Source organism: Flavobacterium galactosidilyticum (genome assembly GCF_020911945.1).
Taxonomy (GTDB): domain Bacteria; phylum Bacteroidota; class Bacteroidia; order Flavobacteriales; family Flavobacteriaceae; genus Flavobacterium; species Flavobacterium galactosidilyticum.
In genome coordinates, this window is record NZ_CP087135.1 from 85,452 (window position 1) to 101,995 (window position 16,544).

16 protein-coding genes are annotated in these 16,544 nt (G+C 32.9%); 7 read left to right on the forward strand and 9 right to left on the reverse strand.

Going from position 1 to position 16,544, the window contains the following annotated elements; all coding sequences use genetic code 11:
* Positions 1–16 precede the first annotated feature (16 nt).
* Positions 17–619 (reverse strand): trimeric intracellular cation channel family protein, encoded by a 603-nt coding sequence (locus tag LNP27_RS00330; protein ID WP_229942560.1) that lies wholly within the window; start codon positions 617–619, stop codon positions 17–19.
* 178 nt (positions 620–797) lie between these two features.
* On the opposite strand from LNP27_RS00330, the gene LNP27_RS00335 reads away from it, so the two are divergent.
* The 5 genes from LNP27_RS00335 to LNP27_RS00355 all read left to right on the forward strand — a co-directional run bounded on the left by LNP27_RS00335 (position 798) and on the right by LNP27_RS00355 (position 7,413).
* On the forward strand, positions 798–1,583 hold the full coding sequence (locus LNP27_RS00335; protein ID WP_229942561.1) for a TrmH family RNA methyltransferase: 786 nt from the start codon (positions 798–800) through the stop codon (positions 1,581–1,583).
* A gap of 54 nt (positions 1,584–1,637) precedes the next feature.
* A complete protein-coding gene (locus LNP27_RS00340; RefSeq protein WP_229942562.1) occupies positions 1,638–3,188 on the forward strand; it encodes a serine hydrolase in 1,551 nt (516 codons plus the stop codon).
* A 102-nt stretch (positions 3,189–3,290) separates the two neighbouring features.
* Entirely contained in the window at positions 3,291–5,513 is a 2,223-nt protein-coding gene (locus LNP27_RS00345; protein WP_229942563.1) for a RelA/SpoT family protein, read from the forward strand.
* A 117-nt stretch (positions 5,514–5,630) separates the two neighbouring features.
* On the forward strand, positions 5,631–6,116 hold the full coding sequence (locus LNP27_RS00350; RefSeq protein WP_229942564.1) for a Fur family transcriptional regulator: 486 nt from the start codon (positions 5,631–5,633) through the stop codon (positions 6,114–6,116).
* A 25-nt stretch (positions 6,117–6,141) separates the two neighbouring features.
* Complete coding sequence (locus tag LNP27_RS00355) at positions 6,142–7,413, forward strand: adenylosuccinate synthase (RefSeq protein WP_229942565.1); 1,272 nt, start codon at positions 6,142–6,144, stop codon at positions 7,411–7,413.
* A gap of 44 nt (positions 7,414–7,457) precedes the next feature.
* Here LNP27_RS00355 and LNP27_RS00360 read toward each other — a convergent pair whose 3' ends face one another.
* The 6 genes from LNP27_RS00360 to LNP27_RS00385 form a co-directional block, all read right to left on the reverse strand.
* A complete protein-coding gene (locus LNP27_RS00360) occupies positions 7,458–9,101 on the reverse strand; it encodes a hypothetical protein (protein WP_229942566.1) in 1,644 nt (547 codons plus the stop codon).
* A 156-nt stretch (positions 9,102–9,257) separates the two neighbouring features.
* Positions 9,258–9,677 carry a hypothetical protein gene (locus LNP27_RS00365; RefSeq protein ID WP_229942567.1) on the reverse strand — a complete coding sequence of 140 codons (420 nt, stop codon included), beginning with the start codon at positions 9,675–9,677 and terminating at the stop codon, positions 9,258–9,260.
* An 11-nt stretch (positions 9,678–9,688) separates the two neighbouring features.
* Positions 9,689–10,264, reverse strand: a complete 576-nt coding sequence (locus tag LNP27_RS00370) for a hypothetical protein (protein WP_229942568.1) — start codon at positions 10,262–10,264, stop codon at positions 9,689–9,691.
* Between the two features lie 424 nt (positions 10,265–10,688).
* Positions 10,689–11,132: a hypothetical protein gene (locus LNP27_RS00375; RefSeq protein WP_229942569.1), complete on the reverse strand. Its 444-nt coding sequence runs from the start codon at positions 11,130–11,132 to the stop codon at positions 10,689–10,691.
* Positions 11,120–12,409 carry a hypothetical protein gene (locus LNP27_RS00380; protein ID WP_229942570.1) on the reverse strand — a complete coding sequence of 430 codons (1,290 nt, stop codon included), beginning with the start codon at positions 12,407–12,409 and terminating at the stop codon, positions 11,120–11,122. The genes LNP27_RS00375 and LNP27_RS00380 overlap by 13 nt, the downstream gene beginning before the upstream one ends.
* A gap of 96 nt (positions 12,410–12,505) precedes the next feature.
* A complete protein-coding gene (locus tag LNP27_RS00385) occupies positions 12,506–12,718 on the reverse strand; it encodes a hypothetical protein (RefSeq protein ID WP_229942571.1) in 213 nt (70 codons plus the stop codon).
* A gap of 212 nt (positions 12,719–12,930) precedes the next feature.
* Here LNP27_RS00385 and nudK point away from each other — a divergent pair, with 212 nt between their 5' ends.
* Both nudK and LNP27_RS00395 read left to right on the forward strand, forming a co-directional pair.
* On the forward strand, positions 12,931–13,512 hold the full coding sequence (gene nudK, locus LNP27_RS00390; RefSeq protein WP_229942572.1) for a GDP-mannose pyrophosphatase NudK: 582 nt from the start codon (positions 12,931–12,933) through the stop codon (positions 13,510–13,512).
* Complete coding sequence (locus LNP27_RS00395) at positions 13,512–14,417, forward strand: DMT family transporter (RefSeq protein WP_229942573.1); 906 nt, start codon at positions 13,512–13,514, stop codon at positions 14,415–14,417. The genes nudK and LNP27_RS00395 overlap by 1 nt, the downstream gene beginning before the upstream one ends.
* Before the next feature lie 37 nt (positions 14,418–14,454).
* Here LNP27_RS00395 and LNP27_RS00400 read toward each other — a convergent pair whose 3' ends face one another.
* Together LNP27_RS00400 and LNP27_RS00405 are read right to left on the reverse strand one after the other, a co-directional pair.
* The gene (locus LNP27_RS00400) at positions 14,455–15,093 is read right to left on the reverse strand and encodes a peroxiredoxin (RefSeq protein ID WP_229942574.1); all 639 of its coding nucleotides are present in this window, start codon (positions 15,091–15,093) and stop codon (positions 14,455–14,457) included.
* Between the two features lie 227 nt (positions 15,094–15,320).
* The gene (locus tag LNP27_RS00405; protein ID WP_229942575.1) at positions 15,321–16,532 is read right to left on the reverse strand and encodes an MFS transporter; all 1,212 of its coding nucleotides are present in this window, start codon (positions 16,530–16,532) and stop codon (positions 15,321–15,323) included.
* Positions 16,533–16,544 lie beyond the last annotated feature (12 nt).

Here is a 16,544-nt window from a genome sequence, read left to right on the forward strand (position 1 = left end):
TGAAAGTAAACATTTTTTATTTATTTTCTACAGTAGGTAAAGACCATTTATACTTAACGGCCATTAATCGGACTATAATAATTACAAGCGAAGTCGTTAGGTACAAAACATCGTTATCTAAATTTAGTTTGCGAAGTAAAAAAAACACTGTTCCACCTAAAATGCAAATTGTAGCATAAATTTCCTTTCTAAAAATTACGGGAATTTCAGTACATAAAATATCACGAATCACTCCTCCAAAACAAGCAGTCATAGTACCTAATGCTATACAAATCATGGGATTAAGACCAATATTTATTCCTTTCTCCAATCCTATTAATGTAAAAACACCTAATCCGATAGTGTCAAATAAAAATAAAGAAGTGCGCAGTCTATCAAATTTTTTTCTAAAAATAATAGACAAAATAACAGCAGCAATTATTACATAAGCATATTTTAAATCTAGCATCCACCCTACTGGCGTTCTACCAATCAATACATCACGTAATGTTCCGCCACCAACCGCAGTTACAAATGCGACAATAAATACGCCAAAAGGATCCATCTTTTTGTTCATCGCCGTCAAAGCGCCTGACATGGCAAAAGCCATTGTACCAATGATATCCAGTAGTTGAAACATTTGAGTTGTAAATTTAGATTTTCAGAATTTTACAAAAATAAAGAAAATACTCGTCAATTCTGTTGTAAAGTCTTGTAATTAAAGAAACTGTTTACAGTTAAGAAATAATTGATTCCTATTAGAATAACTGGATTTACTCTCTGTATCTTTGTGGCTACTAATTAAACTGTTGAAAGTCTTGAAACAAATCACTTCAATACAAAATCCATACGTAAAATCTTTAGTGCAGTTGCAGGAAAAGGCAAAAGCGCGCAGACAATCAGGAACATTTTTAATGGAAGGAAAACGCGAAATTGAAATAGCCATTAAAGGTGACTACGAAATAGAAACACTCCTATTTTTACCTGAAATTTGTTCCGAAAGTGAAGTTCGCCAGTTATCAAAAAATGCGGAACTTATAGAAATCAACAAAGAGGTCTATCAAAAACTAGCGTATCGCGATACCACCGAAGGTATTTTGGCTGTAGCCAAAACAAAAACACTGCAACTATCTGATTTGAAACTATCAGAAAACCCATTGATCCTAGTGGCCGAAGCACCAGAAAAACCAGGAAATATTGGCGCATTGTTAAGAACGGCTGATGCCGCTAATCTGGATGCCGTCATTATTGCCAATCCAAAAAGTGACTTATACAATCCTAATATTGTGCGGTCGAGCGTGGGATGTTTGTTTACGAACCAAATTGCAACTGGAACAACTTCAGAAATTATTGCTTTTTTAAAAGAGCGAAAAATCAATTTTTATTGCGCAACGTTACAAAATTCAACGAGCTATCATACACAGGATTACACTTCGCCAACTGCATTAGTTGTTGGTACAGAAGCCACAGGTTTAACGGAAGAATGGAGAAAAGAAGCTACGCAAAACATCATCATTCCAATGCAAGGAGAAATCGACTCTATGAATGTCTCGGTTGCAGCAGCAATTTTAATTTTCGAAGCCAAAAGACAAAGAGGGTTTTAGATTGCAGATTTAAGCTTTTTAGAGAAATATCAAATTAATTACAATTATTGAAACATGAAAAAATTCACCATTATACTTTTGGTTTTAGCTATATCTCATACTGGTATTTACGCGCAAATTAGCTCGAAGCAAGTAGATGAACTTGTTGAAAAAACTCTGAAAACATTTAATGTTCCTGGAATTGCAGTTGCTATTGTAAAAGATGGAAAAGTCATTCATGCAGAAGGATACGGCGTTAAATCAATTTTGACAAAGCAGAAAGTAGATACTAATACACTTTTTGGAATAGCATCAAATAGTAAAGCGTTTACTAGTGCAGCCTTAGCCATGCTTGTGGATGAAGGGAAAGTAAAATGGAACGACAAAGTCATTAAATACCTTCCAAATTTCAGAATGTATAACGAATACGTAACTAATGAATTTACGATTCGGGACTTACTAACACACCGCAGTGGTTTAGGCCTTGGAGCAGGTGATTTAATGATTTGGCCTGACGGAAGTGATTTTACCGCACAAGATATCATTCAGAATTTACAGTATCTTAAACCTGTTTCCGCATTTAGAACGCAATACGATTATGACAATTTACTTTATATTGTAGCTGGCGAAGTAATACACGTTGCCAGTGGATTATCTTGGTGTGATTTTATCGAACAACGCATGATGAAACCACTAGAAATGAACAGCAGTGCTGCCTCGTTCCTACGACTAAAAGACACTACAAATATCATTGTTCCTCACGTTCCTATTGATGGCAAACTTAAAGTTATAAAACGATATCAAAACCAACTTTTTGATGCTGCCGCCGGAATTTATTCCAGTGTGAATGATTTGAGCAAATGGACCATCATGCAAATGAATAATGGAAAATATGGAACAAATAACAAACAATTATTTTCTACTAAAGAGCATAATGAAATGTGGCAATTGCAGACTATAATTCCAGTAAATCCGAGACCTCCTTACAATACTCATTTCAGCGGCTATGGTTTAGGATGGTTTTTGAGTGATGTAAAAGGATACAAGCAAGTGACTCATACTGGAGGATTAGAAGGAATTGTTACACAGGTTACACTAATTCCAGAATTAAATTTAGGAATTATTGTATTGACAAATCAACAATCTGGCGCGGCATTTCGGGCGATCACAAATACTATAAAAGACAGCTATTTAGGAATACAAGCAGAAGATTATATTACGAATTACAGCAAGATTGGAAAAGATAATCAAGATTCAGCCGATAAAAAGACAGAAGCAGTTTGGGCCACCGTAGCTAAGAACAAAAAAGATAAATTCAAAGTTGATTTCAAAACTATTACTGGAACTTACAAAGACAATTGGTTTGGCCAAGTAGTGCTATCAGAGAAAAAGGGTAAACTATACTTTGCTTCAAAACGTTCTCCTCAACTTAGTGGCGAAGTTTTTTTATACAAAGACAACAACTATGTCGTAAAATGGAACAATGCTTATTTCCATGCTGACGCTCATTTATTTTTTGAATGTGACGCAACTGGTAAAGCAGTTCGATTGACTATGAAACCTATTTCTGAACTGACTGATTTTAGCTATGATTTTCAGGATTTGGATTTTAGTAAAATTCAATAAAAATATATTGAATGTTTAAACTTTTTATTTAAAACAGAATGCCAATTTTTCTTGTGTATCTCCTAACTAATTTCTATTTTTAGGAATTGAATCCTTCCACTTATGATAGAAATTGATCTAGAAAAAGAAAATAAAGCAATTGCACAAGAGTATAAAGAGCTACTCCGTATTAGCTACCAAACCTTAACTGATGAGGATAAAAAACTCATCAGAAAAGCATTTGATCTTGCTGTAGATGCTCACAAAGACCAAAGACGAAAATCTGGTGAAGCTTATATTTTTCACCCCATTGCAGTTGCAAAAATTGTAGCCTCAGAAATTGGTTTGGGATCGACATCTATTGCTGCAGCTTTACTCCACGATGTGGTGGAAGATACTGAAATTACAGTTCAAGACATCGAAAAGATGTTTAATCCGAAACTAGCACAAATCGTCGAGGGTTTGACCAAAATAGCATTGGTTCAAAAAGATTTGAATATATCGATGCAGGCAGAGAATTTCAGGAAAATGATCTTAACTCTGAATGATGATGTACGCGTTATTCTGATCAAACTTGCTGACCGTTTGCACAATATGCAAACAATGGATTCAATGCGGGAAGATAAACAAACCAAAATCGCATCGGAAACCTTGTACATATATGCTCCTTTAGCACATCGATTGGGCTTATATAACATCAAATCCAAGTTGGAGGATTTAGGATTAAAATATACCGAACCTGCCATTTATAATGAAATTGTAAGTAAGCTTAAAGAAACTAAAGAAGAACAAGATGACTATATCAAATCTATTTCTGAAGTGATTAAAAAGTCATTAGACGAAGAAGGAGTCGAATATTTCATTAAAGGACGTCCAAAATCTATTTATTCGATTCGCAGAAAAATGCAAGCGCAAAACGTAAGCTTCGAGGAGGTTTACGATAAATTTGCACTGCGAATTGTCTACAAATCAAATCCACATGAAGAAAAATTCATTGCTTGGAAAATATATTCTATAGTAACGGATCATTATAGACCGAGTCCCAGCCGTTTACGCGATTGGATTTCGTCACCAAAATCCACTGGATATGAAGCCTTGCACATAACTGTTATGGGACCAAAAGGTCGCTGGGTAGAAGTGCAGGTCCGTAGTGAACGTATGGACGAAATTGCTGAAAAAGGATACGCGGCTCATTATAAATACAAAAATGGTGCTACTGAAGAAAGCGGTTTAGATCATTGGTTGAATTTACTTAAAGAAGCTTTAGAAAGTTCAGAAGCAAATGCGGTTGATTTCGTTGAAGATTTTAAAATGAATTTATATTCAAAGGAAATCTTTGTGTTTACACCAAAAGGCGAAATCAAATCCTTGCCTAAAGGCGCAACATCATTAGACTTCGCATTTAGCATTCACTCAGAAATAGGAATTAGAACTAGAGGAACCCGTGTAAATGGAAAATTAGTTCCTTTGAATTTTGAATTAAAAAGTGGAGATCAAATCGAAGTTATTACCTCACAGCACCAGAAACCAACAATCAACTGGCTTGATTATGTAACTACAGCTAGAGCTAAAACTAAGATTAAGAATGTTCTTAATGAAAATACTAAGAAAATTGCCGAGGAAGGTAAAGAATTGCTTACCCGAAAATTAAAACATTTAAAAATTACATTAAGTGAGCAAGTTGTTAATGAACTGGTCAACTTTTTCAAATTAAAAACAAGCTTAGATTTATTTTATAGAGTTGGTGTGGGTGCAATTGAAAACCAACAGCTCAAAGATTACGCTGCACAAAAAAGCAATACGTTCATTAATTTTTTCAAAAATAAAATGAAACGTGCACCAAGCACAACATCTGATGAGGATATACACAGACAAGTAATTAGCAGTAATTACGATATGCTTGTTTTTGGAAAAGAACAAGATAAATTAGATTATAAGTTATCTCCTTGCTGCAATCCTATTCCTGGCGATGAAGTATTTGGTTTTGTAACTATAAATGAAGGAATAAAAGTGCATAAAAAAGATTGTCCAAATGCAATAGGAATGCAGTCCAATTATGCATACAGAATTATGCAAGCGAAGTGGATTGATTCCTCACAAGAGGAATTCAAAGCAATTATCAACGTCACAGGAATGGATGTCTTAGGGCTTACAAACCAACTGACAAAGGTAATTTCAAACAATATGCACGTAAATATTCAAAGTATTGCATTGAGTACTGATGCTGGACTTTTTCATGGACAGGTCACCGTAATTGTACAAAACAATACCATTTTGAAAAAAATGATTAGCAATATCAAAAAAATTGACGGAGTCGATAAGGTAACGCGCGAATACAAAACATAGAAAACGAGCCTTCTTATGATTAAAGTTTAGTTTTAAAATAAGAAAGACTACAAACTTAAAACTAAACAATCGCGGAAGTTTTATTCTTTAAACTAAAAAAATTATCTTTGCCAGTATATGACACTCATTTCCACAGATAACACGAAAAACCAAGAAATTGTAAAAAATGTTTTTACAATGTATCTTGAAAATAAAGGACATAGAAAAACTCCTGAACGCTACGCTATACTTCAGGAAATTTACGATAGTGAAGAGCATTTTGATGTAGAAAATTTATACATCAAGATGAAAAACAAAAACTATCGTGTAAGTAGAGCAACGCTTTACAACACCATCGAACTATTGCTTGACTGTGCTTTAGTGAGAAAGCACCAATTTGGACAAAATCAAGCGCATTACGAAAAATCCTATTTTGACAAACAGCACGATCATATTATTATGACTGATACTGGTGAAGTAATAGAGTTTTGTGATCCAAGAATACAAACCATAAAGAAAACAATTGAAGAGATTTTTGACATAGAAATCACGAATCATTCCTTGTATTTGTATGGTGTAAAAAAACAAAAAAAGGACGTGGGACAAGATAGTTCCGAAATATAAAAATTAACTACAAATAACACACAGAATGACCGTAGATTTATTACTAGGATTACAATGGGGAGATGAAGGAAAAGGAAAAATTGTTGATGTTCTTACTTCAAAATACGACATCATTGCTCGTTTTCAAGGAGGACCAAATGCAGGACATACTCTAGAATTTGACGGTATAAAACACGTACTTAGAACCATTCCTTCGGGGATTTTTCACGGTAACAACATGAACATTATTGGTAATGGAGTTGTTATAGACCCAGTAGTTTTTAAAAGTGAAATTGACGGTTTAGCTAAATTCAACTTGGATTTAAAGTCAAAATTAATCATTTCAAGAAAAGCACATTTAATTTTACCAACTCACCGATTACTAGATGCAGCTTCAGAAGCATCTAAAGGCAAAGCAAAAATTGGATCTACTCTAAAAGGAATTGGACCAACATACATGGACAAAACTGGTAGAAATGGAATCCGTGTTGGAGATATTGAACTAGAAGATTTTGCTGATCGTTATAGAGCTTTGGCTGACAAGCACGAGGCAATGATTGCATTCTATGATGTGGATATCCAATACAACTTAGTAGAATTAGAAAAAGAATTCTTTGAAGCAATTGAAGATTTAAAGAAATTAGATTTTATTGATAGCGAAGAATATTTACACCAAGCTCAGAAAGCTGGTAAATCAATATTGTGCGAAGGCGCTCAAGGTTCATTATTAGATGTAGACTTTGGAACCTATCCTTTCGTAACTTCTTCTAATACTACCGCAGCTGGTGCTTGTACTGGTTTAGGGATTGCTCCAAATAAAATTAAAGAAGTATATGGAATTTTCAAAGCTTACGTAACTCGCGTAGGTAGCGGACCGTTCCCAACAGAGCTTTTTGATGAAGACGGTGCTTCTATGGCACGTGTAGGAAACGAATTTGGATCTGTAACAGGAAGACAAAGACGTTGCGGTTGGTTAGACTTAGTTGCCCTTAAATATGCGGTACAAGTAAATGGTGTAACGCAATTGATGATGATGAAGGGCGATGTTCTTTCAGGATTTGAAACATTAAAAGTATGTACGGATTACAACTATAAAGGAGAGAAAATTACTCATTTCCCTTATAATATTGAACCAGAAAACGTAACTCCGGTTTATAAAGAATTCAAAGGTTGGAAAGCTGATTTAACAGGCATGACCACTTATGATGAATTACCAGCTGAATTGAAAGCATATATTGATTTCATTGAAAAAGAAGTGGAAGTACCCATCAAAATTGTTTCTGTTGGACCAGACAGAAAGCAAACGATTTTAAAATAAAAGCACCAAACGCCTTGAAACTTTCGAGGCGTTTTTTTTGGATTTTATTTTTCCAATGTTTGTATTTCTATCAAACGTCTTTTAGTTTCAATTTTTATATTTTCAACTGTTTTGGAAGGAATTTTAACCTTCAAATTTAGTATTGAATTTCCCCAATATAATGCTTTGTTCCACTGTTTTGCTTCGTAATAAAACTGAAACAATACTTGCCTATTTCCAAATAATTTCGGATCTAAATAAACTACTTGAATAAATTGTTTCTCAGCTTCTGAAAATTGTTTCTTTTCTAAAAGCAAGTTTCCCATCAATAAAGCACATTTATCATCGTAACGATATTTCATTGTTTCATTTAGAACTATTATTGCCGAATCCAGTTGATTAACTTTAGTCAGTTCATCCGCATAATTATACATTAAATCTCCATCTTTAATAAAATCATTATACAATTCGCAATAGTTATTTATTGCTTTTTTTCTGAATCCGGTATTTGACAACAAAACCGTTTCATTAGCCTTTTGGTAAAAAAGAAAAGATTGATAACCAAAAAACAAAAGACAAATTGATGTTACTAAAAGTGTTATTTTACCAATGACTTGATATTTATTCTCATTCAAAAATTGTTGCTTTGAAGATTCCTTTTGGTGATAACTAGCTATAACTGCAATACACAATACAAAATGAATTAAAATTCCAATCATCTGAAATGGAAAGGAGAAAAAAGAACTCACAACTATACAAACAATACTTAAATAAGCACCAAATAAAATTGGTTTATCAATCAATGATAAGTAATCACGCCTTAAACATCTAAAAAAATAAATTGTTCCAACAATTAAAATCGCAAGTCCCAATAATCCAATTTCTATAACCAATTGCAAAGGATCATTATACATATAAATTGTATTTCCTGCTAATAAAGCTTCATCATTACTAATTGATTTTTTTGAAAAATAAACAGCTTGAAATAAGTTATATTGAGCTCTAAAATTCCCATAACCTATACCCAAAAATAATTCTTTAGGTTCTAATTGCGTATAAACCACTTTGTAAATAAGCAATCGTCCATTTGAAGAATCTGATTTAACATTTATCAATGCGAGCATTAAACAAGAAATAGTCGCTCCAATAATTAAAATACTGATTTTTGATTTTAAAAAATGGTAATTCAAAAAGAGTAAACCAACTGTAAATCCTAAAATTCCAGCTCTTCCTTTAGTATAAAACAAAATGAAGTAACAAAAAATAATAAAAATATACGGAAAAATTTTATTACTGTTTTTCTCTTTGTAAAACCGCTTAAGAGTAGGAATTATAAACAACAACTGTCCAGCCAATAATATTGAAAAAACACTTTCGTTGGGATAAAATCTAAAAAATTGAAAGTTTTTAGATGCCAAAACAAGAACATTTTCTATACTAATCATTATACCATAAACAACAATTAAACCTTTACTATTTATGATTTTGTTTCCAACTAAAAAACTATAAAACACTTCGTACAAAAGAAATAGAGCCAAAATAAAAATATAAGGGAATATATTTCCTAAACCAAAATAACACTTCAAATCTAGCCAGAACACACCTAATAATGTCAAGACATTAGCAATACTATTTCCAGTAAAATTTTCTCTTTTTAATACCATTAACAAACCAGTGAAACCAACAATAAAAACAAATACAGGCTTCATAAACATCCTCGCATCACTATAAAAATGAAAAAATGGAAAAATAATGATTAGGCAAAAAAAGAATACATAAAGATTAGTACAGAAATTTTTCATTGAATTAAAAGAAATAAAAAACTGACACAAAATTGTATCGGTTCAAATTACATTTTTCCTTTTTTACTCCTTAGGCTGATTTATGACTTTTATTCTCACAACAGCAAGATTGCCATATTTTTCAGCATCTTCTTTAGTCCATATCAGCTCATTTCCTTTAGGTCTTTTTTCCCATTTCCAATCAATTGGTTCTTTTACATAGACATAAAGGGATACACGATCTTCCCAATTGCCTTTATTCGTTCTCTGTTGTTCATATGTAATAAATTTAAATCTGAAAAAGTAAGGACTATCAATACTAGTGTCAGCTGTTCTAATTTCAGGCTTAATTTCTTTCAGTAAATCTTTTAGTGGTTTATTAATAAATTGTTGCTCGTTTGTTTTTAATAAATAGACATCTTTGGTTGTTTGCACCATTTGTGCCTTACAGCTATAGTTCATTAAAAGGAATACTATTACTGAAATTTTTAATAAGGTTTTCATAATTTATTATTTTAGTTATTACAAGGTATTAAAGTATATGTTTTGGAACCATCAGGATTTACGGTTTCTTCTATTTTAAAAGGCTTAAAGTTTCCGTCACTATCTTGCTTTAGTATCGTTATTCCAGATTCATATTTATCTAATAGGAAAGAAATTGCTCTCATATAATTTTCAACACTAGAACCTGAACCCATAGAATACCTTAAAGAATAAATTTCATCTAAAATTGCATCAGGAAATTCTGGAGGATAATTCAGTGATATATCTGCAGGATAAGCTACCACAAAATTATGAGCTGCTGACAAATCAGTTACCACTATTGCATATGAACCGTCGGGCAAATTCACAAATGAGGTAATATGCTCACTATTTATTTCATTTTTTTTAACAGCAGCATATACTATATCATTAGATGATGGTGGTCCATTTGTTGTGTGGTTATGAATATCTGCGAAAGCGCCAGGCCAACTAGTGTTTGTTGCTACAATATTAGGACTGCCATTATTCATAGGGGCTTGAGTAATATTCCCATGAACATCTCTTCCTAATGTGATACTGTGTTCATTGCCATCAGCACTGGCTGTCATTATGCTTGTATTAGCTGTTATGTAGCTACTATTTTGAGAAATAGTTGTAGTTGCTGAACCAGTTGAGCAAGGATCGTTTGGCGGTCAGCTGGTGGGTCAGTTGGTGGATCTCCTCCACCGTCGCTACAGCCCAAACCATAAAATTCACATAGGCAATTAGGGTCAGGATTATTATCACATGGATTTGTACCATCTGGTGCACATATTTCGTATGGTGCAGACTCCCAAACTAAAACCCAATTATCACATTCTCCTGTATATACCCAGACATCTCCTTGTTGCTCAATTTCACATTGTGCTTCCCAATACTGATCTTTAAATGTTTCGCAACTATTGTTTTTTTTTGGGGTTAATGTACTTTTATTAGTTTTTATTTTTACTTTTTTTAGGCATTTTTATGAATCCAATTAATTTTTATTTTTGATTAGGCAGTACCATCAAGGAAAATTCTCCATTTCAAATAATATCCTTCTCGTATTTTATAAATCACGTACATATATTGACGATGGTATCTTCCTTTCCTATATTGATCTGGAGTAATGTATTTTATACAATCGATTGACTTCAGTTTTTTAGGACGCTTGTCAATACATAACATTCTAATGCAGAAATCTTTTACATTTACTGGAACCATTTTTTTTTGAAGTTTTCTTATGCTATCAAAATGGTTTTTTCTCTGTTCTTTCGTTTCATATCCTTGCAAATAGATACAAAAATCTGCTTTGGTACTATCTTTCGAAAAAAAATATTCTACAAACTTTGTTCCTTTTTCTATATAAATAAAGGTGGAATCATTTTTATCGTTTTGTGAAAAAGAATAAAAAGATGTCATTAATAACAAAAAAAATGTTAGTTTTAGTTTTGACATTTTGGCGAATTTTGTATATAGTTATTTAAAGTTTGTATTAAATTAAGGCGCTCCTGCGCACTCAGATTTTTCCAAGCAGTTGTTGAATTAGGTAAAAGACCTGTACTATCAAACGAACTTCCCGTACCTTTCAATCCAAACCAAGCAATTGCATTATATACATCATTGGTTTGGGTATTATCGTATTGTTTTAATGCACTTACAATAATACTAATATAATGTTGAGCCATTAGTTCGTGCATAGCATTTGAAGGCTCTTGACCAGAAGGTACATTATATTCATATCTCATATAGTAATCATAAAGCCCTGGGAAATTATTTCTTAAACTTTCTACATAATCAATTTGTTGCTGTGTAGTCATAATAGTTGGGTCTATATTTCCACTTTCGGCAGCTATCATCATTTTTCTGAACATTTCAGCATGAATAATTTCATGAATAAAAATATCAGCAACAAATAAAGGAGGAGTTTCTGCCAACTTACCTGCATCAAGTGTAATAGTAATTGATCCATTATTAGGCGGTGAAGTTTCACCGTATGTATTTCCAACGAGAGTTCCAATAGCAAAATTCAAATTGGCAACGGAATTATTTCCGTCAAATCTTTTAAGATAATAATCAAATCCACTTGCTTGTCCAAGTTTAGAATACACTTCATTCAAACAAGGATTATTTTTCAACGCTTGATCATTAATTATTATAGCAGGTACAACCGGACTCCCTCCTCCATCACCACCGTCGCTACAGCCAAAACCATAAAACTCACATAGGCAATTAGGGTCAGGATTATTATCACATGGATTTGTACCATCTGGTGCACATATTTCGTATGGTGCAGACTCCCAAACTAAAACCCAATTATCACATTCTCCTGTATACACCCAAACATCTCCTTGTTGCTCAATTTCACATTGTGCTTCCCAATACTGATCGGTAACTGTTTCGCAACCATTGGTTTTGTGGGTTAATGTACTTTTACTAGTTTTTATTTTGACTTTTTTTTTATCCTCTGGTTTGATTGTATTAATCGTTTTTCCATTTGATAAAATCTTCATTGATAAAACTTCAGAGTCCCATGTTTTTATAATTACTTTTCCAGAAAAGTCATTCCCTTTCCGCAAATCTACATCACTTATATCAAAACCTTTACGCTCTAAATAATCATAATCTGGTATATACTGTATTTCACGCAAGTAAATTTTATCCTTCCCCATCTTAATGAATACCGCTCTAGTCAATGACGCATCTAAAACTCTTTGAGCTTGTGCTGAATTCAATTTTCCAGAGTTAACAAAACTAACTTGTTTTTTTGCTTTTATTAATGGAAATTCAATAATCTCAACATATCCTATTTTTCTATAATACTCATTATTCTAATCCGGATATTTTTTATCCTTCCTTTTAACAGATTTATTATATTGATCTGTTTTTTTAAACATAGAATAGTACCACAATTCAGCTTCCTCTGTAGAAAAAGAAGTATCAGTTGGTTGTTCATAAAGATCTTTTTCACAAGAGGTAAATAGCAGGTTAAGCATTACAATTAAACAAAATAGTTTGAGTAATTTAGGATTTTTTTCTTTCATTTTAATAATATATAATTTATAAAATAATTTTTACCTACTTTAAATTTGCAAAAAAACAACTTAATTATAAGAATTATTTTATTATTTTAACAAAAATTTAACTTAATAGTTAATAAAAATTCTTTAAAATTAAACAAATGTACATTGCTTTTTAAGATTCTAAAAATCTCATTTCACTGCTTTATACTATCTTTATAGATTAATTCAAACCAATGAAAAACCCAGCTATAAAAATCCAAAAAACAGAATTACTTTCTGATAATTGGTACCTATTAAATAAAGTAACCTTTGACTATCAGAAAGAAGATGATTCATGGATCACTCATAAACGAGAAGTCTATGATCGTGGTAACGGCGCTGCAATTTTACTTTATAATACATCTAAAAAGACAGTGATTCTTACGCGTCAATTTCGTTTGCCTAGTTATCTAAACGGAAACCAAACAGGCATGATGATTGAGGTTTGCGCTGGTTTATTAGACCAAGACAATCCAGAACAATGCATTATCAGGGAAACAGAGGAAGAAACAGGATACCGGATTTCTAAAGTCGAAAAAATAATGGAAACCTATATGTCTCCTGGCGCCGTAACCGAGATTTTACATTTATTTATTGGAGAATATGATGAAAGCATGAAAGTTAGTGAAGGTGGCGGATTAGAGCACGAACAAGAAAATATTGAAGTAATGGAAATGTCTTATGATGAAGCTTACTCCATGATTGCATCAGGCGAAATAAAAGATGCTAAGACTATTTTATTACTGCAACACGCCAAAATAAAAAATCTTGTTTAATGAATAATCAGACAAAAGGTGTCTTATTTGCCTTATTAGCTACTTTTTTATGGTCGGTTAACATGGTAATTGCAAGCGGAGTAAAAGGACATATTCCTCCTGTGGGACTAGCTTTTTGGCGCTGGACAATAGCTTGTATTGTGTTAGCTCCATTTGCATTAAAAGAAACTATTGGAACTTTTAAGATTGTTAAAAATCATTTTTGGTTTCTTACAGTAACCGCTATCTTAGGCATAACCATTTTCAATACTTTAATTTACTTTGCAGGAAAAACGACGAGTGCTGTCAATTTATCTTTGATTGCAATTTCAATTCCGTTATTCATTATTGCAATTTCGAGAGTTATGTTTAGAGAGAAAGTTTCAAACCTACGAATCCTGGGAATACTTACCATAATCACAGGCGTTTTTGTCTTGATCACAAAAGGTTCTCTGGAAGCATTACTCAATATTAACTTTACAATTGGCGATTTATTAATGCTACTCGCCTGTTTCTTCTTTGCGTGCTACACACTTTTAGTTCGCAAGAAACCTCAGGAAATAGATTCAAAAGTATTTCTGTTCAGTGTATTTGTAATTGGCGCAGTAGTACTTTTACCCTTCTATATATGGGAACATAATTATTATGAAAAAATGACATTCGACTTTAAAACTATACTAATTACCTCGTATGTAGGGATATTTGCCTCCTTGGTCTCCTATTATTTATGGAATGAAGCTATTGCATTAATAGGAACTTCAAAAACGGCTTTGATTTATTATTTGATTCCAATATTTAGTGGAATTCTAGCATATTTTTTTCTCGATCAAGCGATAGAATTTATTCAAATAATAAGCATGGTGATTATCGTTTTAGGATTATTAATCACCAATAGAAATAACTCTGAAAACAAGAAAGCAGCATAAAAATATACTGCTTTCTTGTTATTATACTTTACGAAAACTATTTATTAGGTTGCGGAGTCATTCTAAGATATGGTTTTATTCTTTCGTGCCCTTTAGGAAATTTAGCGGGAATATCTTCATCTTTAATAGCAGGTGAAATTACAACTCTTTCGCCATCCTTCCAGTTGGCTGGAGTTGCAACACTATAATTAGCGGTTAACTGTAAACTATCGATCACACGCAGTAGCTCATCAAAGTTTCTTCCCGTAGAGGCTGGATAAGTCAGTGTTAGTTTAATTTTCTTGTCCGGTCCTATTATGAAAACAGAGCGGACTGTAAAACTCTCACTTGCATTAGGATGCATCATGTCATACAATTCAGCTACACGCTTGTCTTCGTCAGCGATTATAGGAAAATTCACTACGGTGTTTTGGGTTTCGTTGATATCCTTGATCCATTCCATGTGTGAATCTACGCCATCAACACTTAATGCAATTACTTTTACATTTCGTTTTTGAAATTCCGGATAATAGTTAGCTACTGTACCTAATTCAGTAGTACAAACTGGAGTAAAATCTGCAGGATGTGAGAATAATATACACCAAGAATCACCAATCCATTCGTGAAACTTTATTTTTCCTTGTGATGTTTCTGCTTCAAAATCAGGGGCAATATCGCCTAATCGTACTGTTGCCATAATGGTTTTATTTTTTGAAATTAATAACAATGTAAGTTATTGAAATTAAACCAATATACTAAGAATATAATCCTAAAATTCTACTAATTTTTGACTGGAATTAAAAAATGAATTTCGGAAAATAGTGATAGGATTCCGGTTTGTATTGCCCTGATCGCAATGGCATCCCACGCTTTTTAGCGTGGATATAATGAAGAGCAGGATTAAGCTCCAAAAAAATAAAGGAATTACTTTTTCTTTAAATTGGGCAAAAATAAAGCGACAATCCCAATTAAGGGCAAGTAAGCGCAAAGGTAGTATACGTACGTTATACTGGTATGATCGGCGAGATTTCCTAACAAGGCAGAGCCTAAACCTCCCATTCCGAATGCAAAACCATAGAAAAGTCCCGAAACCATTCCGAGTTTTTTAGGGAGTAATTCTTGTGCATAAACCAAAATAGCTGGAAAGGCTGAAGAAATAATTGTTCCTATAAGAACCGATAACACAGCAGTCCAAAATAAATCGACATACGGTAATAACAATGTAAACGGAGCCGCTCCTAATACGGAAAACCAAATGACATATTTTCTGCCAAACTTATCTCCTAATGGTCCGCCGATTAATGTACCAATTGCGCAAGATGCTAAAAATAAAACCAAATAAAATTGAGAGTCTTGAACTGATAAGTTAAATTTTTCCATCAAGTAGAATGTAAAATAACTAGACATACTGGCCATGTAAAAAAACTTAGAAAATATCAAAACCATTAAAATTGCTACTGATAAAATAATTTTGTTTTGAGAAATATTTGGCAAATCGATTACTGCTTTCTTAGTACTTCTTAAGTTTAAATGATTTTGGTACCAAAGAGCAATTCTACTCAAAACTACTAATCCAATTATTGCTGCGGCAAGAAACCAAATAATGTAGTGTTGCGCGTTAGGAACTACAATTAGTGCAACTAACAATGGCCCTAATGCAGTTCCTGCATTTCCTCCTAATTGAAATATGGATTGTGCTAAACCACGTCGGCCTCCTGATGCTAAAAATGAAATTCGGGAAGCTTCAGGATGAAAAATAGAAGACCCTATTCCCACCAAAACAACGGAAACAATAATCATTGAAAAACCAGAAGCATAGGACAAACATACGATTCCAAGGGAGGTAAAAACCATTCCAAAGATTTGAGAATAAGGCTTTGGTTTCTTGTCTGTGTAAAGTCCGACCAATGGTTGTAATAAAGATGCAGCTAATTGATATGCAAGCGTTATCAACCCAATTTGCGTAAATGTTAAATTAAAATTTTCTTTTAGAATAGGATAAGCAGCGGGTATAACGGCTTGTAATAAATCATTTATTAAATGTGCAAATGCAATAGAAAACAATATAGGATAAACCGTTTGCGGAACACTAGGTACACTTGCAATATTCGAATTTGTAACCGAAGATGAACTCATTTTTTGAAAAGA